The following is a 23,683-nucleotide window of genomic DNA, read 5'->3' as shown; positions in this document are numbered from 1 at the left end:
CGCCGATGGCCGCCACCGCCCTCGCCCTTAATCCGCAGCTGGCACCGGGTCCGGCCGCATCCGCCGGAGCATCGAAGTCCCCTGCCAAACTCTGGCTGTGCGCCTATTTCCCGGCATTGGCGTTAGAGGCGTTGAAAATCGATACGGCGCAAGCGGTCGCCGCGCTAGAAACCAGCAAAGGCCGGCCCGGCCTCTACGCCGTTTCGGCAGCGGCGCGCCAGGCCGGCGTCGAAACGGGTATGAGCCAAAGCGCTGCCCAAGCCTTATGTCCGGCATTGAGCCTGTTGCCGCGCGATCGGCAAGCCGAAAAAGCGGCTCTGCAGCAACTGGCCGGAATCGGTTTGAATTTCAGCCCCTGGGTCAGTCTGGACCGGCCGGATTGCCTGCTAATTGAAATCGGCAGTTGCTTGAAACTTTTCGGCGGCAGCGACCGCCTCGAGCAATATCTGCGCGATGCCTGCTTGGCTGCCGGTTACTCGCCGGTAATCGCGATAGCCCCGACCGCCCCAGCCGCAGAACTGTTGGCCGGTTTGGGTTTGGACATGCAAATCGGCGCACGCGCCGAGCTGCGATCGGCTTTGGGCCCTTTGCCGATCGCAGCGCTGGCATTGGACGGTAAAACCTTGGGCCGCCTGGGCAATGCCGGCGTTCGCTATCTGGTCGACCTGTGGCGCTTACCGCGCGACGGTCTGGCCAGACGTTACGGCAGCGATTTATTAAAGCGCTTGGACGGCTTGCTCGGCCTACAGCCCACTGCGCTCAGTGCCTTTCATAACCCGCCTGCCTTTGCCGCCAGCCGCGAGTTGCCGACCGAACTGACCCGACTCGAACATTTTTTCCCGGCCATCGCACAATTGGCCGCGGCTTGGGCGGAATTCCTGAAACAGCGCGACGCGGTAGCACTGGCGGTTACCCTGGACCTACACCACTATCGGCGGCCACCGACCCGACTGAAATTAAGCTTTCGCCACGGGAACCGCGACGCCGACCATTGTCTGGCCTTATTACGGGAAAAACTGGAGCGCAATCCGCTGCCGGCGCCGGTGATTGGCGTCGAACTGCTCAGCGACGAAATCGCGCCGTATCAACCGGCAGCCTGCTCGCTCTTCGCTGATGAGCCTGCTGCGGAAACCGACAGCGAATGGCAGGCCACGCTGGACCAATTGCAAAACCGGCTCGGCCATCACGCTTTGCAGCGCTTCGCCGTCGCCGCCGACCACCGCCCGGAACGCGCCCACCAAGGCAATGCAGCCGAAACCGAAACTCGGACTGCGGCGCCGCCCCGACCGCTTTGGCTGCTACCCGCTCCGGAACCCTTATCCGGCGACAGTTTCACGCTGTTGTCGCCGGCCGAACGCATCGAATCCGGCTGGTGGGACAATCAAGCGGTACGCCGCGACTATTTCATCGGCCAAGACCGTCTGGGCCGCAAACTTTGGCTGTTCCGCGAACTATCCGGGGACCGGGGCTGGTATCTGCATGGCTTGTTCGGCTGACGGCAACCCGGCGACCGACATAGGCTTTGCCGAACTGCACTGCCTGTCCAACTTCAGTTTTCTGCGCGGTGCCTCGCATCCGGAAGAACTGGTCGAAACTGCTGCGGCGCTGGGCTACCAAGCGCTGGCCTTGACCGACGAATGCTCGCTGGCCGGTGTGGTCCGTGCCCATCTGGCCGCAATCAAACACAACCTCCACTTAATCGTCGGCAGCGAATTTCGCTTGGACGACGGCTTAAAGCTATTACTGTTAGCCAGCGACCGCGACAGTTACGGCAAACTCTCAGCCTTGATTACACTGGCCCGCCGCCAGGCCGATAAAGGCCGCTACCGCTTGAGCCGGAGCGATCTCGCCGCCCATTTACCGCACGGTTGCCTGGCAATCTGGCTGCCCAGCTCCGGTTCGCCGGCAGCGGACGGCACTTGGCTGAAACAATTGTTCGGTAATCAGCTATGGCTCGGCGCCGGCCGTTTCCTATCCGGCAACGATGACGCCTGGCTGGCCGAATGCCAGCACTTGGCGCACAGCGCCGGCATCCCTGTCGTAGCCTGCAACGACGTGCACATGCACCGCCGTTCGCGACAGGCGTTGCAAGACACCTTGACCGCGATTCGCCTGGGCAGACCGCTGGCGGAGTTGGGTTACGCCTTATTCGCCAACGGCGAGCGCCATCTGCGCCCACTACCTCGGCTGACCCAGCTTTACCCAGCGGATTGGCTGCAACAATCGTTGACGATTGCCGCACGTTGCCGATTCTCGCTGGCCGAGTTGCGTTACGAATATCCGCGCGAAGTCTGCCCGACAGGTTATACGCCCACGACTTGGATGCGGCATTTGACCGAAGCCGGCGCGGCGCGGCGTTGGCCGCAAGGCGTACCCGACAAAGTTCGCGGCCAAATCGAGCACGAATTGGCCTTGATCGCCGACCTAGCCTACGAGCCTTATTTTCTGACCGTGCACGACATCGTCCGCTTCGCCCGTGAGCAAGGCATCCTTTGTCAGGGCCGCGGTTCGGCGGCCAATTCGGCGGTGTGTTTTTGCCTGGGTATTACCGAAGTCGACCCAAACCGGATGAATCTGTTGTTCGAACGTTTCCTATCGCGCGAACGCAACGAACCGCCGGACATCGACGTCGATTTCGAACACGAGCGCCGCGAGCAAGTCATCCAATACATCTACCGCAAATACGGCCGCCACCGGGCGGCGTTGGCGGCGACGGTGATCACTTACCGTTCCCGTAGCGCGGTGCGCGATGTCGGCAAGGCATTGGGCCTGAATCCGGCGCAGATCGAACGCTTGGCCGGCACGGTCGACCGCTGGGACGGTTACAAATTAATGCCGGAAGCGTTGACAGAATGCGGCTTCGACCCGGCCAGTCCGACAGTGCAACGTCTGGCGGCCCTGGTCGAACAAATCAAAGGCTTCCCGCGGCATTTGTCGCAGCATGTCGGCGGCTTCGTCATCGCCCGCGACGCCATATCGCGGCTGGTGCCGGTGGAAAACGCCAGCATGGCCGACCGCACCGTGATCCAATGGGAAAAAGACGATCTGGAAGCGATGGGCTTATTGAAAGTGGACATACTGGCTTTGGGCATGCTCAGCGCGATTCGGCGGGCCTTGGCATATCTTGACCAATACTGCCGACCGCCTGGTTTTCCTTATAGAAACAAATCCCTTCGCCCTCCAAAGGATGCCGAAAAAGTCAAAACGGGACTCTCCCCCCCCGGGAGAGAGCTGGGTGATGGCATGCAAATCAATGGTTTAACTCATTCAAAGCCCCTCACCCCAACCCTCTCCCGCGAGGAGAGGGAACATTTACGACAGCCTGCCGAGGGAGAAGGGTCTGTTTCGACCTTAATTCCAGTTACCGAAACGTCAAATTCTCCCGACTTCGCCTGGACCCTGGCCGACATCCCCGCCGAAGACCCGGCGGTTTACCGCATGCTGCAACAAGCCGACAGCATCGGCGTGTTCCAAGTCGAATCGCGAGCGCAGATGACGATGCTGCCGCGTTTGAAACCGGCCAATTATTACGATCTGGTCATCGAAATCGCCATCGTCCGCCCCGGCCCGATTCAAGGCGAAATGGTGCATCCCTATCTGGCCCGGCGCCAGGGTCTGGAAGCGGTCGACTACCCCAGTCCGGAAGTCAAGGCGGTACTGGAACGCACCTTGGGCATCCCGATCTTTCAGGAACAGGTCATGCAGTTGGCGATGGTCGCGGCCGGCTTTACCGCGGACGAAGCCGACCAATTGCGGCGGGCAATGGCGGCCTGGAAACGCAAGGGCGGCTTGGAGCCGTTCGAACGTAAACTGTTGGACGGCATGCGGGCCCGCGGTTACAGCGCCGAGTTCGCCCAGCGCATATTCCAGCAAATCAAGGGATTCGGCGATTACGGCTTTCCGGAATCGCATTCCGCCAGCTTTGCCTTGCTGGCTTACGTCTCGGCCTGGTTGAAATGCCACCATCCGGCGGCGTTTTGTTGCGCATTGTTGAACAGCCAGCCGATGGGTTTTTACGGCCCGTCGCAATTGGTACAGGATGCGCGCCGTCACGGCGTCGAGGTGCGGCCGGTGGACGTGCAGACCAGTTTGTTGGAATGTTCCCTGGAATTCGCGGCCGCAGCAGCGCCGGCCTTGCGCTTGGGATTTAATCAGGTAAAAAGCCTGGCCCCGGCCGCCGCCAATGCCATCGTCCAGGCTCGACAACAAAGCCGGTTTGCCAGCATCGCCGATCTGGCGGCACGCGCCGGCCTCAACCGGCAGGATTTGGAACATCTGGCCGCTGCCGATGCCTTGCAACCCCTAGCCGGCAACCGGCACCACGCTTTTTGGGCGGCCGGCGGCACCGAAGCGCCAACCCCAATGTTCGGCGTGCCGGCGCTTGCCGAAGCGACACCGCTGTTAAAACCGCCCAGCCTCGGCCAGGACGTGCTGGCCGATTACGCCAGCACCCGGCTGACCTTGCGCAGCCATCCATTGGCGTTGTTGCGCGAAAGCCTGCGCCGCCGAGGTGTAACGACGGCGGCATCGCTATGGCAACGCCGCAACGGCAGCATCGCCCAGGTCGCCGGCCTGGTGATCTGCCGGCAACGGCCTATGACCGCGTCCGGCGTCACATTTGTGACTTTGGAAGACGAAACCGGCCAGGTCAATCTGGTGGTCTGGCCGGCCACGGCGCTGGCCCAGCGTAAACCCTTGCTGAAAGCCCGCCTGTTGTCGGTGACCGGCACGATCCAGCAGGAAGACGGCGTACTGCATTTGGTGGCCGGCAAGCTGGAAGATTGGAGCGACTGGATCGGCGATTTGGCGATCCAGTCGCGGGATTTTCATTGATATAGGTCGGTGCAATCAATGTCCCGGCATGGATTGCACTCGATCGGCTATCTGTTCTTCAAATATCGCAAAACGTCGATCCAAATCCCGAAGCAATTGGCGTTTTTCAGCGTCGGCCAAAAATGCGTACCGAAGACTGTTGTACACCGCCTCTTTCAGTTCTTCGTAAGACGGCCGGAAGCGGCTGGTAAATTGCAGGTATTCATCGCTTAAGTTGTTGCGCGATACCCCGGCATCATCGGTGGAAATGACGAACGGCACCGCCTGCTGCCTATACAACGCAAGCGGATGGGCTTCATTTTCCACCCCCAAAATAAAGGCATTGCTGGTCAAATTGATCTCGACCGCGACATTGCGGCTTTTCATCAAATCCAACAGCTGATAGGCCGCCGCTTCATGAACGATGTCCACCCCATGCCCAATTCGGTCGGCACCGGCAATCACAACCGCTTCGTTGATGTGGTGCTTCAGACCTTCCGGCGGCACCATGCCCAACACCAATTCGCCGGCATGCAGCGCCAATTTGACGTTGGCAAAACGTTGCTTCAAAAACCGCAGCATTTTCATGTGCAGACTGTAGTCGCGCATCGCGATGTAGCCATTTTCCGGCCCGACCATATTGACGCCGACAATCAATGGACTTTGGTTGGCGGCGGCGAACGCCGCATATAACCCGGAAAACACCTTGGCCGGCTCGCTGTTGCGGGAGACGTAGGTCTGAAAGCGGAGCATAAAGCTTCCGTCGTTAATACCGACGGCCGCCTGTTCATGGGAGCGGGCGTATTCCTCGACGGCGGCTTTGGATGCCGGGTCGTTTGCCAGAAAATCGAAATAAGCCTGAAAAGCCGCCTCCGTTTCACGGTCAGAGCTGTCGGCACTTAAGGCGTTGAGTGTTTTTGCCAGAGCCGGGCTATCGATGGCCGGAGCGCTTTTCAGCATAGTCTCCAAATACAACACGTTTTCGGCTATAGCCCGCTGTTTAAGCGCCTGTAATCCTTCTTGATAGGAATAGTCCGACACCGAACCGAAGAAACCGAAGGTGTCGAAAAACTGTTGATCCGGCGGGGATTGTTCATGGAAGTGATTGGCAAAATCCTTGTCCGACCAACGTTTCAGCAGATCGCGGTAGAAAGCCGAATATTTTTTTTGGGTCCGCAGCTCGACCGCGCTTGCACAAGCACCTGACTTCCAATTTTTGACCACCTCGTATTTAGCCGCCGGCTCTGGGCCGGTTTTAGTGGCTCCTTTGCAGGCATTGTCCAAGCAAATGCAAAAATGGCTTTCATCCACCCAATCCAGATAAGTCTCCACGTAAAGCGCGCCGGAATAGTGGTGATGCAGATCGCCGCCTTTGGGCAGTTGATTGGTGAACAGGGTCAATTCGGCGATGCTGGGCATCGCGCCGGAAATAAGCTCGTGATAGTAATCACGCGTTGCCAAATAATTCAAATCCGGCACGGATTGGACTACCAGGCTTTCGCCGGGAGCCTCCGCCAAATCGGCATGATTAACGCAGCCGGAAACCAGGAAAACAGCCGCCAGAAAGGTAAATTTTAGGGTTGAGCTAATCCGCCAAATTGCCATTTTTCTATCCGCCCCGGTATCAAAACCTGCAGGAATTGGAACAAACATCAAAAGTCGTTCCATAGTAAGCCATCCTGATTTGCAAAGGCTAGCTAATTGCTTTGATGGGAATTTCATCGGCGGGGAGGCGAGCAGGATGAGTATAGGCCTGACGCTCGTTTATGCAGCGGCCAATGCCGCGTGGGCACAAAAATCGTGCCCACCCTACGACTGCGCAGCGTTGGCGTTAAAAATTCGCGATGGGTTGGTTTTCCCCCGTATGCCGCGCCGAGTACCGGAGCTTTTGATAGGAATAGCCCGCAGGGGTGCGGCATGGATGCCGCACGTTGCCGAAGGGGCAGGAAGCCCCTTTCGGCAACCCCGTTCAAAAGCGAGGAACGCAGGATAAAAGCGGCATCCGGGTGTCTTTTCTTTTGGTTACTTTTCTTTGGACAAGCAAAGAAAAGTAACCCGCCTGCCGGTGCGGAAACCGGCATTCAATAAAGTTTCGCGATAGCGAAGCATTGCTTATGCAAACCGAAATTCCGCGTGGTTACAAAAACCGTGCCCCCTACAGCTACTTAATCGAATTGGTGATTGCATCCGCGAATTTTTCAATTTCACCCCAATCTTGCTTAACAGGCTGGTGAAAAACCCACTGATATTTCCCCTTACCCACGGTTGCCGTGATTTTTTCGTGTTGAAATCGGTCATGACATCGAGTTTCAAGCGTTTTGCCCCTGTTTCAAGGGCTTTTTATTCGCCTGAAGCCGTCTGTGGACGGTTTTCAGGCGTACTTCACCCTAGGTGGGCGCACTCCACGCCGGTTTCGGCGTGAACACCAATAGGTTGAGCAAGCGCGTCAGGTTGTAGGCGGCGAAGCAAAACAAGGCTTGGCCAGCGACTTTGGCTAAGCCGATGTGACGGGTTTTGCGCAGGCCGCCGACCGTTTTGACCCAGCCAAAGGCTTCTTCGACGATTTTGCGGCGCTTGAGGCTTTGGGCGTAACCTTTGCCGCGCGCGGTGCGGCCATCGACGGCACTGCCGGTCTTTTTCCGGGCCACATGGGCTTTGATGTCTTGCGCCTTGAGTCCGTTGACGAAAGCCGGTTGGTCATAGCCTTTGTCGGCACCGACGCTACCGCCTTTGGGCACACGGCGTTTGATCATTGTTTGCGCGGCTTCGATTTCGGCGGTGCCGGTGGCTTGGGTGGTTTCGACATCGACAATCAGGCCGTTGCGATTCTCGGACAAGGCATGGGTGATGTAACGCAGTTTGGCCTCGGTGTATTCGCCTTTCTTGTAGAGCCGCGCTTCCGGGTCTGTCGTGCTTTGGTGGGTGGCGTTGCTGCGCTTTTCGCCGCTGAAGTCGACCTCGGGATTGCGGCCGGCGGGTTTGTCCGGGCCGCTGCCGTCTTTCTTAACGAAGCTTTTGTGCGAGGCCCAGGCTTCAATGAGGCTGCCGTCGACACTGAAGTGTTCGTCGGACACCAGGTTTTGCCATTCGGCTATGGCCAGTACCCGCTCAAAAAATTCGCGACTCAGCGCTTCGGACAGCAGCCGTTCGCGGTTGGCGCTGAACACGCTGCGTTCCCAGACAGCATCGTCGATGCCCAGACCGACAAACCAGCGAAACAGCAGGTTGTAGTCCAGCTGTTCCATCAACTGGCGTTCGCTACGAACGGTGTACAGCACTTGCAACAGCAAGGCGCGCAGCAGTTTTTCGGGCGCAATCGACGGGCGGCCAGTGTGCGAGTAACGCTCGGCAAAGACGGCATTCATAGAGGTCAATACGCCATCGACGAGTAGACGTAAACGACGCAACGGATGCTGTTTGGGAATACGTTCTTCCAGGCTAACGTAGCTGAACCAGCTATTTTGAATGGCATCGTGTCCGCGCATTGAAAGGCTCCAAATTTAGGTAGCCTATTTTAACAGTTGGCGGCTCATCTATGCCTTAGCCTACTTGGCTTTTCGAGTTTTTCACCAGCCTGTTAAGCACTGTCTCTGCATTTACGTCCCAAAGCCAAAGTAATTCTTCGTATAAAAGGTACACAAATTTATGATAGTTTTCGTAAAATTCGCCCAAATTAAAATCAACCCGCTGTGGATTGACATGAGATCGAAGATTTCGGACTTTTCTGAAGCGACTTCCAAATTCAACTGGAAGCTCAACTTCATATACCGAAATATGATTTTCCCAACTCGTCGTGTCTCCTCTCTGTATGCGATCTCGCCGAATTTTCAAAAGCCGATCCACCTCAATATTCATAATCTGATCGATTTGGTTCGAATTTAGCTTTTGCGGATACCTTTTATCTTGTTCAATACATGCCAAATAGAATTCATACAAGTGGGCAACAAAATCGACATATGTGTTATAGCAACTGATTTTTAATTCTTGACCAGTGACTCCAACCAATAATTTTTCGTGTAAAAAGGCATACGTGTGAAACGCAGTCTTACATCGTCTAAATTCATGCATTAGGGTTACAACCAGAGTCTTATCCCACACATGAAATCCTAAAATAAAAATAACAAAAGATTTGATTAATGTGCTTCCAACGTAAACTACGTTTTCCTTACAAGCCCACAAACTCCATCAACCCCTGCAATTCCTTAGCTTCCAGCTCATAAAACGAATGCGCCCTAACCCGCTCCGGCAAGGTCACATCGCCGTAGCGAACCCGGATCAAACGGCTGACTTTTACTCCTTGCGATTCCCATAACCTCCGCACCAAACGATTCCTCCCCTGCTTCACCGTAGCGTAGAACCATTTGTTGGCGCCCTCGCCGGCGTAGAAACTGACGTCTTCGAAATGCGCGGGACCGTCGTCCAGCTCGACGCCTTGTTTCAGGCGTTCCAGCATCGCGTCGTCGACTTCGCCCAGGATGCGTACTGCGTATTCGCGCTCCACTTCCCGCGACGGGTGCATCAAGCGGTTGGCCAGTTCGCCGTTGTTGGTGACCAGAATCAAGCCTGACGTGTTGATGTCCAGCCGGCCAACCGCGATCCAGCGGCCGACCTGCAGCCGCGGCAGTTGGGTAAATATCACCGGCCGCCCTTCCGGGTCGCGCCGCGTCACCAACTCGCCGACCGGTTTGTGGTAAACCAGTACCCGGGTCGGCTGTTCGGCGTATTTTTCCCATTTGACGATGCGGCCGTTGATTTGCAGATGGTCGCCCGGCTTCAAGTGGTAACCCAACTGTACCGGGTTGCCATTGACCAGCAACTTGCCGTCGGTTATCCAGCGTTCGATTTCCCGGCGCGAGCCCAAGCCGGCACGGGCCAGCAATTTTTGGATACGCTCGCCGCCCGCAGCTGCGGCGCTAATGGAAGGTGACGTTTTCGCCGCCGGAGCCGGTCTCGGTTTGCGAAATGGCGCCGACTTCGGTTTGCGGTTCGGGTTCGGCTCCATCGGTTTCCGGTTGTCCGGACGGGTTGACGGTTGTTTCGGTTTGGACGGTTTGCGGTCTTTCACTGTGGTCCTGCTCGGTCTGCGGTTGCGGCGGATTACCGAAATCGAAATCGGCGATTTCTTGCAAAGTCGGTAAGTCGTTCAACGAAGTTAAATTGAAATAATCCAGAAATTGTTTGGTGGTGCCGAACAAAGCAGGCCGGCCGGGCACTTCCTTATGGGCGATGACCCGAATCCACTCCCGTTCCAACAGGGTTTGGATAATGGAACTGCTGACGCTGACGCCGCGAATGTCCTCGATTTCGCCGCGGGTGACCGGTTGCCGGTAAGCGATGATGGCCAGGGTTTCCAGCAGCGCCCGCGAATAACGGGCCGGTTTTTCCTCGAACAAACGCGTCACGTAAGGCGACAGGCCTTCGCGCACCTGAAACCGGTAACCGCTGGCCAATTGCCTGAGGCCGATCGGCCGGTCGGCGTAATCGCGGGCGATGTCTTCCAGGGCCATCTGAATCGCCAAGGTATCCGGCTGTTCCAGCTCCGGAAAGGTTTCCTGAATCTGGCGTATGGTCATCGGCCGATTCGCGGCGAACAAAATGGCTTCGACGATGCGTTTGGTGTTCATGTCGCAGTCTTTGACCCGTTCCGGCGCCGGCAAATGGCGTTCGACAATGATGGCCTGATGTTCGCTGGCGCGGATGACTGCTGCCCAAGGCGCCGGCAGCCGGGTTGCCGCCCGGCGCCGCGAGACGGCATCGGGCGGCGGCGCAGCCGGTTTATCCCAGCCACCGTGCCAGGCCGGCAGCAATCGGACCGTAACGCGACGGCGCACGGGAACCGGTAAGACCGGCTGCGGCGTTTGCACCGGTTCCGACATGGCCGGTCCGCTCCGGAGTTGCTTATGCCAAGCGCCCGGAAACCGCACGGCCCGGCGCTTGACCGGCACGAAGATCTTGATAGGCTCCGGCTTGATCCGAGGTTTGCGCGGGGTTCTGGGCTTGGCGGATTGATGGGCATGATCGGCAACGCTGACGGACGGCGACGGCTCAATCGCCAGTGCTGCTATTGACTCTGAAGCGGACGTGGATGCCGGCGTAGGGCTCGGGCTGGAAGATGTCGATGACTCGTTCCTTGGAGAGCTCAAGGATGGCAAGAAACGCGACAACCACCCCGTTTTTTCCTTCACCTCGGGTAAAACACGCTGGGAAAGGGAGGATATCTGCTCTGTTAAGTTTTTCCAAAATGGCTGCCATTCGTTCACGGACTGATAGGGGCTCTTTGGTTATGTGGTGGTGGCTGAGCCGTTCCGCGCGTTTCAACACGTCCTGAAAGGCCAGCAATAGTTCCTTGAGTTCCACGTCCGGCAAGATTTGCCGAACGTTGACGGTCGAGGTGTCGACGCCGAATTCGAAGGTATCGCGTTCGTTTCTGGGTAACAGATCGATCTCTTCGGCGACTTTCTTGATCGCCTCGTATTCCTGCAATTTGCGGATCAAAAACGCCCTGGGGTCTTCCTCTTCTTCCTCGCTTTCCGGCTGGCGCGGCAACAGCATCCGCGATTTGATTTCGGCCAGCAAGGCCGCCATAACCAGATATTCGGCGGCCAGTTCCAGGCGCAGGTTTTCCATCATTTCGATGTAGGCGATGTACTGCCGAGTGATCTGGGCAATCGGAATATCGAGAATATCCAGATTCTGGCGGCGGATCAAATACAGCAGCAAATCCAGCGGCCCTTCGAAGGCGTCGAGAAACACTTCCAGCGCATCGGGCGGAATATACAGGTCTTCCGGCAGCTCCTGGAAGGGCTGGCCTTGCACCAACGCCAACGGCGGCGGCGCGGACTCGATGGCTAAAGCAGTGTCGTTCAACCTACATTCCCGCCAAACTGAAAAACAATTGCTGGGCGAAATATAACGGGTAGGCCAAGATGTATTTCAACACATCGGTCGCCAGCAAAATCAGCAGTATCACAAAACCGAACCGTTCCAGACGGTTATATTGCCAAGCCCAATAATGCGGCAACATTCCGGACAATATCCGGCTGCCGTCCAGCGGCGGAATCGGCAACATATTGATCAAAGCCAACACCAGATTGATACTGATGCCGGCCACGCCGCTATAGATGAACGGCATCGATATAAATTCTATTTCCAGCATCACGCCCAATCGGGCGATCAAGGCCCAAGCCGCGGCCATCAACAGATTGGAGACCGGTCCGGCCAAGGCTACCCAGGCCATGCCTTGCAGCGGTTTTTTGAAATTGCGCGGATCGACCGGCACCGGCTTGGCCCAGCCGAATACGAAACCGGTGAAAGTCAACAGCAACAAACCGGGAATGATCAGGGTTCCCAGGATATCGATATGCTTGAGCGGATTCACCGTCAATCGGCCTTGCGCTGCCGCGGTATTGTCGCCCAACAGTTTGGCAACCCAACCGTGAGCGACCTCATGCACGGTAATCGCAAAAATCACCGGTAAAATCCAAACCACGATGCGCTGCACCAGGGTTAATTCGTCCATCATTGTGCCGCCTCTTTCGAGAATATAGTAATTTTGGAACGCAACCAAACAGTTACCCAAGGCGTAGCCCGCATAGCCGGAGCCTCGATCCAATGGAAGGTGGCAAAACTAAGCAGCACAACGATCGGAGTAATCCCGACTATCCACAGCCAGTGGACGGATGCCGAAAATTCGGTCGCCGCCGAACTGCCGACAACGAAGTTGAACAACACGTATAACACCATACCGTGCAATAGATAAATGCTGTAAGCCATTTCGCCCAAAACCCGCGAAACCGGGTGTATCAGGATGCCGAACAGCGTGTTACCGGCAGCAATCAAGACAAAGGCGCTCGACAGCAAGAAAACCGCCCCGGCTTCCCATGCCGAATCGTAAAAAACCACCGCCCCGGCAATAAAAGCCACGACCAGCGGCGACAACGCCGTTTTAGCCGCATATCGGCAAAAAACATTGAGTCTCACCAAAAAAGAGCCGGCTATGCCGCCGAAAAAAGGCAGTAGCAGCTCAGGTTTGATCCGCCCTATGTACACAAAAACGCCAAGACAAAATAGGCTGATCAGCAAATAGGGCAGCGGCGGGATGCGCAACACCGCCAACGAAAGTATCGGCAAAGACAAATAAAACAACCACTCGTAAGGCAAGGACCAAAATACGCCGGCGACGATAATATAAGTTTGCTTTACGCCATTCAGATCCGGCGCACTCTTGATCGTAAACCCGACCCAACGCACGATGTTTTTCAACAAAATTGGCATCGGATCGTTAAGCACGCCGCCAGATACGAAATACACGATCAGCAGCAAAAGGCCGATTGCGAAAAGATACATCGGCAATAATCTCAGCACCCTGGATACCAACAATTTCAACCAGTCGACCGGCCTATGCCTACCCTCGAGTAGCTTCGAAAAAAACAAAAAACCGGTAATCATAAAGAAAAAACCGACACTGCCCTGGCCGAAGTAAACGTGTAAATTGGACGGCGGCGATGTCCAATGCCCGGTTTTCAGGTAGAAATACCAAACCGCCGAGTGGTGGATAAAAACCAAGAACGCCAGGAATCCACGCAGGCCATCGATGCTGGCATAGCGGCCTTGGTTTGCCGAAACGCCGAACCGCTTGTGCAGTAACGCAGCAGTCAGCAGAGCCGCCAACAAACTGGCGACGGCCGGTACCGGCCCTACCGGATCATCGAAACCGACCAGCCCCATCATACCGCTTCGAGCATCGGCGCAATCCCGATACCTTGCCGAACGATTTCGATGGTTTTATCGCCGCAGGCGATCACCGTGGTTGGTTGGTGTTCGATCACTCCGCCATCGATGACCAGCGCCAGTTCTTTCTCCAGGCGCTGCCTGATGTCGTAAGGATCGGCCAGCGCATCGGTTTCGCCGGGCATGATCAGGGTCGTGGTCAGCAACGGCTCGCCCAATTGCTCGACCAAGGTTCTGGCAATCGCATGGTCGGGAATGCGCACGCCGATGGTCTTCTTTTTCGGATGCTGCAGCCGGCGCGGAACTTCCCGCGTCGCATCCAGCAAAAACGTGAACGGTCCCGGCGTCAATTTTTTGATCAGCCGGTGCGCGTCGTTGCCCATTTTGGTGAAGGTCGACACCTGCGATAAATCGGTGCAAATCAACGTGAAATTATGGTTATCGTCCAACCGCCGAATAGCGCGGATGGTATCCATCGCCGCCTTGTCGCCGATCTGGCAACCCAGTGCGTAGGAGGTATCGGTCGGATAGGCGATCACGCCGCCTTCGCGCAAAATACTCAGCGTTTGTTGAATCAAGCGCGGTTGCGGATTCTTCGGGTGGATTTCGAAATATTGCGCCATGGGCAGAAAAAGTCGACTTAAAGAGCGCCATTGTACCGCACAAGCGGCGGAAAACCTTGCCGGACATTTGCTGCACCGGCCAGCCAAAACAACCTAACTGGCTGAATCCGTTAATTTATTACCTTTCCGACTGCTTTTTCGCCACCTTGTCGCGCAGGTAAACCGGTATGGCCTGCTCGACCGGCACCGCGCCGCCGTTGGCGCACAGATAAGCGCCGAGTTGGGCGATGCAAGCGGCGCGCGGCCAAATTTCTTCGGCCTCGACGGCCAGCAAACGTTGGCCCAATCGCTGCGCCAGAGGCTCGGCATATGCCCGCCAGCCGGAGCCGACGCCATAGCCGGATTCATCGCCGACCTGAATATCCGAGGCGGGCGTGACCGCTTCGGCGCCGAGCAATTCGGCCAAGCCCAATTCGCCACGCCGGTACACACCCCAAAAAATTTCGCCCATCCGCGCATCCATCGCGGTAAAGGAAATTTCGGGTTCGTTCCGCTTGTTGAACAAATCCTGGGCAATAGCAGCCAGCGTCGAAACCGGCGCTACCGGCAAATCGGCGCCGAAGGCGATACCCTGCACCACGCCGCCGGCGATGCGGACGCCGGTAAACGAACCGGGGCCGCGGCTAACCGCAACGGCATCCAACTGCTGCGGCCGCAATTGCGCTTCGGCCATCAAGCGGTCGATCATCGGCAGGATTAATTTAGTGTGTTCGCGCGGGGCGACGGCAAATTGTTCCCTAATCTCGCCGTTAATAAACAAGGCCGCCGAACAGGCGTCGGTCGAGGTTTCTACCGCTAGTAACTTCAAAGCCTTTCCTTCATGATGCAAAAAATTGGCGGACGTCAGCGATATCGCGGCTACGTTTCATGGCCGGCACGCTATCCAGAAACATTTGGCCGTAGGAGCGTTTCAACAAACGCGGATCGCAAACCATCAATACGCCGCGGTCGTTGACGTCGCGGATCAGGCGGCCCACGCCCTGGCGCAGCATAATGATGGCACTGGGCAGTTGGTGTTCGAAAAACGGGTTGCGGCCCTGCTTTTCCATCGCACTCATCCGCGCTTTCAATACCGGATCGCCCGGCGAAGCGAACGGCAGCTTGTCGATAATCACGCAAGACAACGCATCGCCGCGTACATCGACGCCTTCCCAAAAGCTGGCGGTGGCCAACAGCACCGCATTGCCGAGCTCCTTGAACTGGTCCAGCAACACGCCTTTGGACTTGGTGCCTTGCACCAACAGCGGGTGGTCGAGCTTGCCTTCCAGTAACTGCGCGGCGCGTTGCAAGGCGCGGTGGCTGGTGAACAGGAAAAACGCCCTGCCCCGACTGGCTTCCAACACCGGCAATGCAAACTCGACAATCTTATCGGTAAACTCCGGGTCGCTGGGCTGCGGCAAACCTTTGGGATGGTAGAACAGGGCCTGATTAGGGTAATCGAACGGACTGTCCCAGCTTTGGCTCAGCGCACCGCTCAGGCCCAGACTTTTGGAAAAATGCACGAAATTGTTGGCTACGCTCAATGTTGCCGAAGTAAAAATCCAGGTGGCTTTATGCCGGGCCATGAAGCCTCGGAATTCCTTGGCAATATCCAGCGGCGTCCGGCTTAACGTAAACGACTTGCTGTAAGTCTCGTACCATTTGATCCACTGGCCGTCCTTGTCGCTGATCAGCGTTTCCAGTTGCGCGTCCAGCGCCTCGGCGCGGTCGAAGCAGGATTCCAGGCCTTTGCTGCGCACCGAGGCGCGTTCCAATTGGTCGGTCAAACGCGCCAGTTGTTTTTGCAAGGATTCCAGTGCACCGGCGATCTTGGGGTTGGTTTCAATGTCCTGCCAGTCGCCGCGGCGTAATTCCAGGCCAAACGCCAGCCGCAAATCCTTCACTTCGTGTTGCAGGTCCTCGCAGGCGGTGCGCAGGTCCGGCATGTCCTTGGCGTCGGTGAAATACTCGGCCAAACTGTCATCTGCCAAATCGACCAGTTGTTTGCCGCTGATGGTCACACCCAGAAAATTGGAGGCGGTGTCGGCCAATTGATGCGCTTCGTCGATGACGACGACATCGGCGTCCGGCAGCAATTCGCCGAATCCGGTTTCGCGAATCGACCAGTCGGCGCACAGCAAATGGTGGTTGACCACGACAATGTCGGCCTCCTGCGCCTGTTTGCGGGCCTTGGTTAAAAAGCAATCGGCATAGTCCGGGCAGTTCTGCCCCAGACAGTTGTCGGTGGTCGACGTGGCGTGAAACCAGACCGGATCGCCGTCGTGCACGTCGGCCGCTTCGGAAACGTCGCCGGTTTTAGTGCGCTTGGACCAGGTTTTGATTTGCGCCAACGCCGTCGCCTCTTCGCGGCTGTAACCGAAGGCGGCATTCAGCGCCTGTTCCAAACGGTAGGTACACAAATAATTGGCGCGGCCTTTCAACAAGCTGGCTTTGAAGGGCCGCTTGGCCAAGGCTTTGCGAATCAGCGGCAGGTCTTTGTTGAACAATTGGTCTTGCAGATTTTTGGTGCCGGTCGAAACGATCACGCGTTTGCCGGACAGGATGGCGGGAATCAGATACGCAAAGGTCTTGCCGGTCCCGGTGCCGGCCTCGGCGATCAAGTTTTGTTGCGATTCGATGGCGTAGGCGATTTTTTCCGCCATCTCGATCTGGGCCGCACGCGGCGAGTAACCGGCGATGACGCCGGCCAAAGCGCCATCGCTACCAAACACTTCGGCCAGTTCACTCACGCTGAAACGGACTCCGCTAAACTCCGGGACGGTTAGTGCCCGAAAAAGCTTTCGGCCTTGGCCTTGGCTTCTTTGGCGCCCTGCGGGTTCTGTTGCATATTGCGCGCTTCGGCGATCAGTATCCAGCTTTTGCGCTTCAGGTCCAAATTGCCGCCGGCCAGCAACGCCGCCTTGCCGGCCAGTTCTTCGGCCAGTTGCGGCTTGTTTTGTTTCAGGCGCAGTTGCGCCAGTTTGTAAGTCAAAGTCGGATTACGGGCATCAATGCGCAGCGCCCGTTCCATCACGACGACGGCGGCATCCAGATCGCCGCTGCTGCGGCTGCGGTCGGCTTCGGTCACCAGCGCCAACACGGCAGGCGGCGTTCCGCTTGGGATCGCGGCATCCTCCACCAGATATTTCGGCGCCGGTACGCTGGCCAACGGCGTCGTCGGATTGACCGGAACTGCAGGTGCGGCAACCGCTCCCGGCTGTGGCGGCGGCACGTCGGCCGGCGGCATCAACGGCTCGGCCCGGAAAGCCGGTAAATTGGGCTCGACTTTGATACTGCTGGGGCCGCTGTCAATCGCATAGGTTGCGGTCGGGTTGGCGCCGGCCACCGGCTTTTTCGGAGCTGCGGCCGTTGCCGGGGCTTTTGCCGCCGGTTTTTTCGCAGTTTTTTTCGCGGGTACGCTACCGGCCACCGGCGGTTCGGACACGCTGCTACAGCCGACTCCGATAATCAACAACGGAACCAAGGCCAGCAAAGATTTATTTTTCATTAGAAATGCCAATTCAAACAGATGAAGGTTAAAACAGTTCGATTTCGTCGGGGCTGCCCTGCCGGTTTACCTGTGCAAACAACTGCAACGCCTCTTCGATACTCTTACCCTGGTGGATGGCGTCGAACATGACTTTTTCCGACTCCATCGTGTAACGGCTGCGAATGCTTTCCTGGAATTTGTGCCACTCCATCGGGTTGTAGAGCCGATGCGGGGTATCGATAATCTCGGACAAGCCCTTCAGGTTATTCGACACATGCTGTAGGCATTGCTGCATCCGGTCGTAAAACTGAAACGCCACGATCGCCTGGTTGATCTTGTCCTGCATCGATTCGCAATAGCCCAGCGCCGCCGAATTTGCCTCGTCCGGAGCTACTCGGGCCAAGAACTCCTGAATTTTCTGCATGTCGTCGACCATCAGCGTAAACGTGCTGGCCAACTCGTTGACCGATTCGTTGCCGTCTTTGATGCTGCCTTCGACTTGGGCCACCGACACGGTCAACAACTTGATCGTCTCCCTGATTTGGCTCCAATCCAAATCGGGATGGTTTGATGCTGAATAGTTCATAAAGCAATCCTGGAAATAAGTGTATCGATTCGGGATCGACAGCCAATCGCGGATATTGTAACCGACTCCGCGGCTCGGCATGGCGTCGGCTTCATTATAGAAAATTCGTCGGCGTCGGCGTGCTCGCGGCGGCCGGCGTTTGCAATTCTACGAGCAAATTGCCTTATCGCGCCGAAATCGGGCCCGGTTGACTATCACGCGCAGTATGGAGTAGAAAGACAGGCAGTAAAGCGTGTCCGCGCCGCCCGATACCAAACCGACCTCGACAAGGAAACCATGAATATACAATCCGCCGGCAAAAAATTGTTCGTCCTGGACACCAACGTGCTAATGCACGATCCGACGTCGATTTTCCGGTTTCAGGAGCACAACGTATTTATCCCGATGGTGGTGTTGGAAGAACTGGACCACGCCAAGAAAGGCCTATCCGACGTCTCCCGCAACGTTCGCCAAGTCAGCCGGTTTTTGGACGAATTGATCCGCGACGCCGACCAGCAATCGATCAAGGACGGCCTGCCGCTGTCGCGCATTGAACACGGGTTGGCCGGCGAGCGCGAATTCGACGGCCGCCTGTTTTTCCAAACCCGGCAGTTGTCGCATCTGTTACCGGCCGACCTGCCGGGCCAAATCGCCGACAATTCCATCCTCAGCATCATGCTGGCTCTGAGCAAGGAATATCCGGACGTCAACGTGATTTTGGTGTCGAAAGACATCAATATGCGCATCAAAGCCGCCGCGCTGCAAATCAACGCCGAGGATTACCACAACGACCAGACCATCGAAGACATCGACCTGCTTTACAGCGGCAGCCTGGCGCTGGACGCGGATTTCTGGGACGAAAACGGCGGCAAGATGGAATCCTGGCAGGATAACAACAACACTTACTACCGGATCAGTGGACCGGCGGTCAGCGAATGGTATCCGAACCAATACCTATACATGGAGGGCGAGGATAACTTCGAGGCCATCGTCAAAAGCTGCGAAGGCGAGACCGCGGTACTGCAATTGGCGCGAGACTTCCGCAGCAAACACAACAACATCTGGGGCATTTTCGCCAAAAACCGGGAACAGAATTTTGCATTGAATGCGTTGATGGACCCGGACGTGGATTTCGTGACCCTGATCGGCTCGGCCGGTACCGGCAAAACCCTGCTGGCGTTGGCGGCCGGCCTGTCGCTGACCTTGGAGCGGAAGCTGTACCAGGAAATCATCATGACCCGCGAAACCATGCCGGTCGGTCAGGACATTGGCTTTTTACCGGGCAGCGAAGAAGAAAAAATGGCACCCTGGATGGGCGCGCTGATGGACAATCTGGAACTGCTGGGCAGCCGGGCCGGCAACACCGAATGGGAGCAAGGCGCGTCGCAAAACGTGGTGATGAATCGGGTAAAAATCCGCTCGCTGAATTTCATGCGCGGCCGTACTTTCCTGAACCGCTATCTGATTATCGACGAAGCGCAAAACCTGACGCCCAAGCAATTGAAAACTCTGATCACCCGGGCCGGGCCGGGTACCAAAATCATCTGCATCGGCAATCTGGCGCAGATCGATACGCCTTACCTGACCGCGACCAGTTCCGGCCTGACCTACGTGGTGGACCGCTTCAAAAACTGGCCCAACAGCGCGCACATTACCTTGCGCCGCGGCGAACGTTCGCGCTTGGCCGATTTCGCCTCGGATAATTTGTAATCTATCCGGCCAAGGTTCCGTTCGCATCCCAGCGCGGCCACGCGGTTAACACGGCTTTAACCAGCGTGGCCAACGGAATTGCGAAAAAAACGCCCCAGAATCCCCACAGGCCGCCGAAGAATAAGATAGCGACGATGATCGCCACCGGATGCAAATTCACCGCCTCGGAAAACAGTAACGGCACCAATATCACGCCGTCCAGCGCCTGAATCACCGAGTAGGCGATGAACACGTACATGAACTGGTCGCCACCGCCGACGCCCCATTGCACGTAGGCCACGCCAAGTACCGGAAAAGTGACCAAGGTTGCGCCGACGTAAGGGATCACGACCGACAGGCCCATCAACACCGCCAGCAACATGGCGTAATTCAAACCCAGCCACCAAAACACCAGATAGCTGATCGCCCACAAGATGAACACTTCGACAAACTTGCCGCGCACGTAGTTGGAGATTTGTTTGTCGACTTCCTGCCAGACCCGCAGGCTCAAGCTGGTGTCCGAAGGCAGGAACTGCAGCATCCAGCCCAATAGCAGCCGTTTGTCTTTCAAAAAGAAAAACACCATCAACGGCACCAGAAACAGATAAATCACAACGGCCACCAAACCGACGAAGGACTGGGCGGAGCCGGAAATCAGATCCTGGCCGTATTTGAGCAAATCCTGCTGGATGGTGAACATGATTTCCCGAATCCGGGTTTCCGAAATCAACTCGGGATGGCGTTCCGGAAAACGCATGATTTCCGCCTGGGTTCTGGACACGATTTCCGGTATATGTTGCACCAGTTGCACGGTTTGTTCCGATACCATGGGCACCAACACGAACAATACGAAGCCCAGCGCCGCCATAAAGGCAAAAAACACCAGATGGACCGCGATCAGGCGGGCCACGCCGCGCATTTCCAATTTGGCGACTAAGCCTTCCAACAGATAGGCCAACACGACCGCGACGAATACCGGCATCAACAGCCCGAGCAGGCTGTATATCAATAAAAATCCGCCCAGCAATATGATTGCCAACGCGGCGACTTGCGAATCTGGAAAAAAACGCCGAAAAAAATGGCGGACGACGCTATAACTGGAATGGTTGCTGTACTGGTTCATGGCGGGCTGACAAAGGTCCGGCAAGAACCGGTACCCAACTGGCGGGCGGGCAAAAGTTACGGCTTAAAGCAAAGAAAACAGTTTATCGAAATTGGCGATTTCCAGAATCTTTTTTACTTCGGCGCGGGCATTTTTTATCCGTATCGCCGTTTTGTCGCCGCCGATTTTATCGCGCAGCACCAACAGCATGCCCAACGCCGAACTGTCCATATAATCGGTGCCCGCCAAATCGACTTCTATTTGTTTTAAGCCGGTTTCGGCCAATTTGATGGCTTCCCGAAATTCGTTATGCACGCCGAAATCGAATTTTCCGCTGACTTTGATATGTAACACGCCCGAGTCCACTCTTGCGTCAATCCCCATGGTTCCTCCTCATTGCAATAATGTCGGTAGCGACCGGTTTTTAAAATAAATCCACATCGCCCTCGTCCATCGACGATTGCGAGACGACGCGGGATTTAACGATCTGCCACTGTTGTTTCATCTGCCGCAAGCGGTCTGCACCCTGCCCCAGTTGGGCTTGCCAGTCTGCGCGGTTGCCGGTTTTGAACATGGCCATGCCGATGGCGACCTCGTCTTTCAACGCGGTGAAATGTTCCAGATTAGCCTGCATGTGTTCGATCAACTGGCGAGCCATATCTTCGAACTGCAACCCTCTGACGGCATTGCCGACGCTGATTTCGATCTGGCCGGTCATCTGGGAAATCTCGGCCACGTTTTTGGCTATGTTGGCATTGATGACGGCGATGTCGTCCATCATCTTGTCGATATTGGCTTTGGAACTGATCGCCACGTTCATGTCCTTCGACGCCATGACTTCGATCATGTTTTGCGCTTCGCGGATGTTGTCCTTGGAAGCCTTGACCACCACCTTGATTTCTTCGCTGAACTTATCGGAATTTTTCGATAGATTACGCACCTCGCCGGCCACGACGGCAAAGCCCCGGCCGGCTTCGCCGGCCCGCGCCGCCTCAATCGCCGCGTTCAAGGCCAGCAGATTGGTCTGGTCGGCGATCTTCTGCACGTCGCCCAATAGCTTTTCGACATGGGCCATATGCTCGCCGACGTCGTTGATCACCGCAACCATCTCCACGCTCTGTTTGCTGATTTGCAGGATATGGTCGATGAAGAATTGCAGCACCTTGTCGGTTTCGTGGGTAAATCGGGTGAAATTGATCGCCTGGCTATCCTGCTCGACGCTGTCCTCCAGATCCGACACCAACGAACCAACCACGTCCGATTGTCCGCTGGCCAAGGCATGCAAACTATTAAAACTGTTGGACATGGTCCTAACGGCATCGGCCAGCATAGACTTCAATTGTTCCAGCTCGGCCCGGAAGCGGTTGCTTTCCTGTTCGATACACTCCGCCAGATGACCCAGATAACTATCGACCGCTCTGGTCATATCCACTTCATACCGCTCGGTCTGCCCGGTTTTCCCCCGCGAGGAAACGGTTTGCGCGCGAAAGGTGCGGAACATCCACAGCAGGCTGAGCAACGCGCTCGCTCCCCAATAAATCCGGGTATCGGCAAAGAATAACGGCAGCATCAGCACCATACCGGTCAAACCGACTAACACGCCGTTATCTTTCAAGAACTGCACCATATGAATCTATTCCGCCAACACCAAAATTTTTTCCGCGATTTTGTCCAAGGATAACACATGATGCGCGGCCCCCAGCCTGAAGGCTTCGCCGGGCATACCCCACACCACGCTGGAAGCCTCGTCCTGCACAATATTGACGGCGCCGGCATCGCGCATTTCCACCATCGCCTTCGCGCCGTCGGCGCCCATTCCGGTCAGCATCACGCCGATCGCATTACCGCCGACGTTCTGCGCTACGGAGCGGAACAAAACCTCGACCGACGGTTTATGCCGATTCACCGGCGGACCGTCGTCCAGCCGGCACATGTAGCGGGCGCCGTCGCGGGCAACCAGGAAGTGGCGGTCGCCCGGCGCGATGTAAACGTGGCCCGGCAATATCGGCTGTCCGTCTTCAGCCAAAGCCACTACCATTTCGGTGGCATCGTTGACGTGCTTGGCGAACGAAGCGCTGAACGCTAACGGCAAATGCTGAGCGATAACAATCGCCGGCGCGGTCCGCGGCAAAGTCCGCACCAATTGCTTGACCGCTTCGGTACCGCCGGTGGACGAACCGAGTGCGACGATTTTATGGGTGGTCTTAAAATGTTTCTTCATAACGGTGTGTGCCGAGCCTTCCGGCTGACGGGTTATTACCTGGGCTTTAGGCGTTTCCAGAGCCTTGACCTTGGCCTGGGCGGCCATGCGGATTTTGCCGACGATTTCGTCCGCGTAAGCCTTCAAGCCTTGCGATACGTCGACTTTGGGCTTGGCCACGAAATCCACCGCTCCCAGCGCCAAAGCCTCCAACGTCACCTCGGCGCCTTTTTCGGTCAAGGTCGAAATCATCACGACCGGCATCGGCCGCAGGCGCATCAGGTTCCGTAGAAAGGTCAGCCCGTCCATACGCGGCATTTCCACGTCCAGCGTCAGCACGTCGGGATTTAAGGTCTTGATTTTATCGCGGGCAATCAACGGATCGCCGGCAGTGCCGACCACTTCGATATCGTCCGCTTCGTTACATATCTGCGTCAACATCTGCCGGATCAGAGCCGAGTCGTCGACGATCAGTAGTTTTATTTTTGCCACT

General features: G+C 56.6%; 19 protein-coding genes. 3 read left to right on the top strand and 16 right to left on the bottom strand.

Annotation, left to right across the window (positions count from 1 at the left end):
• Positions 1-5: 5 nt before the first annotated feature.
• Together VXJ35_RS10260 and VXJ35_RS10255 are read left to right on the top strand one after the other, a co-directional pair.
• Complete coding sequence (locus tag VXJ35_RS10260; protein ID WP_064021465.1) at positions 6-1,496, top strand: DNA polymerase Y family protein; 1,491 nt, start codon at positions 6-8, stop codon at positions 1,494-1,496.
• A complete protein-coding gene (locus tag VXJ35_RS10255) occupies positions 1,480-4,833 on the top strand; it encodes an error-prone DNA polymerase (protein ID WP_064021464.1) in 3,354 nt (1,117 codons plus the stop codon). Before VXJ35_RS10260 ends, VXJ35_RS10255 begins: the two co-directional genes overlap by 17 nt.
• A 15-nt stretch (positions 4,834-4,848) precedes the next feature.
• Here the strand turns inward: VXJ35_RS10255 and VXJ35_RS10250 are convergent, their stop codons facing one another.
• From VXJ35_RS10250 to VXJ35_RS10195, 12 genes are all read right to left on the bottom strand, one after another.
• The gene (locus tag VXJ35_RS10250) at positions 4,849-6,417 is read right to left on the bottom strand and encodes a hypothetical protein (protein WP_082880873.1); all 1,569 of its coding nucleotides are present in this window, start codon (positions 6,415-6,417) and stop codon (positions 4,849-4,851) included.
• 782 nt (positions 6,418-7,199) lie between these two features.
• On the bottom strand, positions 7,200-8,297 hold the full coding sequence (locus tag VXJ35_RS10245) for an IS5 family transposase (protein ID WP_064020022.1): 1,098 nt from the start codon (positions 8,295-8,297) through the stop codon (positions 7,200-7,202).
• 680 nt (positions 8,298-8,977) lie between these two features.
• Positions 8,978-9,814 (bottom strand): 23S rRNA pseudouridine(2605) synthase RluB, encoded by an 837-nt coding sequence (rluB, locus tag VXJ35_RS10240; RefSeq protein ID WP_197496035.1) that lies wholly within the window; start codon positions 9,812-9,814, stop codon positions 8,978-8,980.
• A complete protein-coding gene (scpB, locus tag VXJ35_RS10235; RefSeq protein WP_331711089.1) occupies positions 9,726-10,688 on the bottom strand; it encodes an SMC-Scp complex subunit ScpB in 963 nt (320 codons plus the stop codon). The genes rluB and scpB overlap by 89 nt, the downstream gene beginning before the upstream one ends.
• A gap of 169 nt (positions 10,689-10,857) precedes the next feature.
• Positions 10,858-11,679, bottom strand: a complete 822-nt coding sequence (locus tag VXJ35_RS10230) for a ScpA family protein (RefSeq protein WP_064021462.1) — start codon at positions 11,677-11,679, stop codon at positions 10,858-10,860.
• A gap of 1 nt (position 11,680) precedes the next feature.
• Positions 11,681-12,334, bottom strand: a complete 654-nt coding sequence (locus tag VXJ35_RS10225) for a site-2 protease family protein (protein ID WP_064021461.1) — start codon at positions 12,332-12,334, stop codon at positions 11,681-11,683.
• Positions 12,331-13,542: an acyltransferase gene (locus VXJ35_RS10220; RefSeq protein WP_082880872.1), complete on the bottom strand. Its 1,212-nt coding sequence runs from the start codon at positions 13,540-13,542 to the stop codon at positions 12,331-12,333. The genes VXJ35_RS10225 and VXJ35_RS10220 overlap by 4 nt, the downstream gene beginning before the upstream one ends.
• Entirely contained in the window at positions 13,539-14,165 is a 627-nt protein-coding gene (locus tag VXJ35_RS10215) for an L-threonylcarbamoyladenylate synthase (protein ID WP_064021459.1), read from the bottom strand. The genes VXJ35_RS10220 and VXJ35_RS10215 overlap by 4 nt, the downstream gene beginning before the upstream one ends.
• 118 nt (positions 14,166-14,283) lie before the next feature.
• A complete protein-coding gene (gene tsaB, locus VXJ35_RS10210; protein ID WP_064021458.1) occupies positions 14,284-14,973 on the bottom strand; it encodes a tRNA (adenosine(37)-N6)-threonylcarbamoyltransferase complex dimerization subunit type 1 TsaB in 690 nt (229 codons plus the stop codon).
• Positions 14,974-14,983: 10 nt separating this feature from the next.
• Positions 14,984-16,894 carry an ATP-dependent DNA helicase gene (locus VXJ35_RS10205; protein ID WP_064021457.1) on the bottom strand — a complete coding sequence of 637 codons (1,911 nt, stop codon included), beginning with the start codon at positions 16,892-16,894 and terminating at the stop codon, positions 14,984-14,986.
• 32 nt (positions 16,895-16,926) lie between these two features.
• Positions 16,927-17,652 carry a M48 family metallopeptidase gene (locus tag VXJ35_RS10200; RefSeq protein ID WP_064021456.1) on the bottom strand — a complete coding sequence of 242 codons (726 nt, stop codon included), beginning with the start codon at positions 17,650-17,652 and terminating at the stop codon, positions 16,927-16,929.
• A gap of 28 nt (positions 17,653-17,680) precedes the next feature.
• Entirely contained in the window at positions 17,681-18,220 is a 540-nt protein-coding gene (locus VXJ35_RS10195; protein ID WP_064023461.1) for a hypothetical protein, read from the bottom strand.
• A 276-nt stretch (positions 18,221-18,496) separates the two neighbouring features.
• Here VXJ35_RS10195 and VXJ35_RS10190 point away from each other — a divergent pair, with 276 nt between their 5' ends.
• Entirely contained in the window at positions 18,497-19,909 is a 1,413-nt protein-coding gene (locus VXJ35_RS10190) for a PhoH family protein (RefSeq protein WP_054760752.1), read from the top strand.
• 1 nt (position 19,910) lies between these two features.
• On the opposite strand, the gene VXJ35_RS10185 is transcribed toward VXJ35_RS10190, so the two are convergent.
• The 4 genes from VXJ35_RS10185 to VXJ35_RS10170 form a co-directional block, all read right to left on the bottom strand.
• Positions 19,911-21,011 (bottom strand): AI-2E family transporter, encoded by a 1,101-nt coding sequence (locus VXJ35_RS10185; RefSeq protein WP_064021455.1) that lies wholly within the window; start codon positions 21,009-21,011, stop codon positions 19,911-19,913.
• Between the two features lie 63 nt (positions 21,012-21,074).
• Entirely contained in the window at positions 21,075-21,374 is a 300-nt protein-coding gene (locus tag VXJ35_RS10180) for an STAS domain-containing protein (protein WP_054760754.1), read from the bottom strand.
• Positions 21,375-21,414: 40 nt separating this feature from the next.
• Positions 21,415-22,617, bottom strand: a complete 1,203-nt coding sequence (locus VXJ35_RS10175; RefSeq protein ID WP_064021454.1) for a methyl-accepting chemotaxis protein — start codon at positions 22,615-22,617, stop codon at positions 21,415-21,417.
• Positions 22,618-22,623: 6 nt separating this feature from the next.
• Complete coding sequence (locus VXJ35_RS10170) at positions 22,624-23,682, bottom strand: chemotaxis response regulator protein-glutamate methylesterase (RefSeq protein ID WP_082880871.1); 1,059 nt, start codon at positions 23,680-23,682, stop codon at positions 22,624-22,626.
• Position 23,683: the final 1 nt, after the last annotated feature.

Origin of the sequence: Methylomonas sp. DH-1 (assembly GCF_046097555.1) — a bacterium.
Classification (GTDB): domain Bacteria; phylum Pseudomonadota; class Gammaproteobacteria; order Methylococcales; family Methylomonadaceae; genus Methylomonas; species Methylomonas koyamae.
This window is presented reverse-complemented; position numbering and strand designations above follow the sequence as displayed.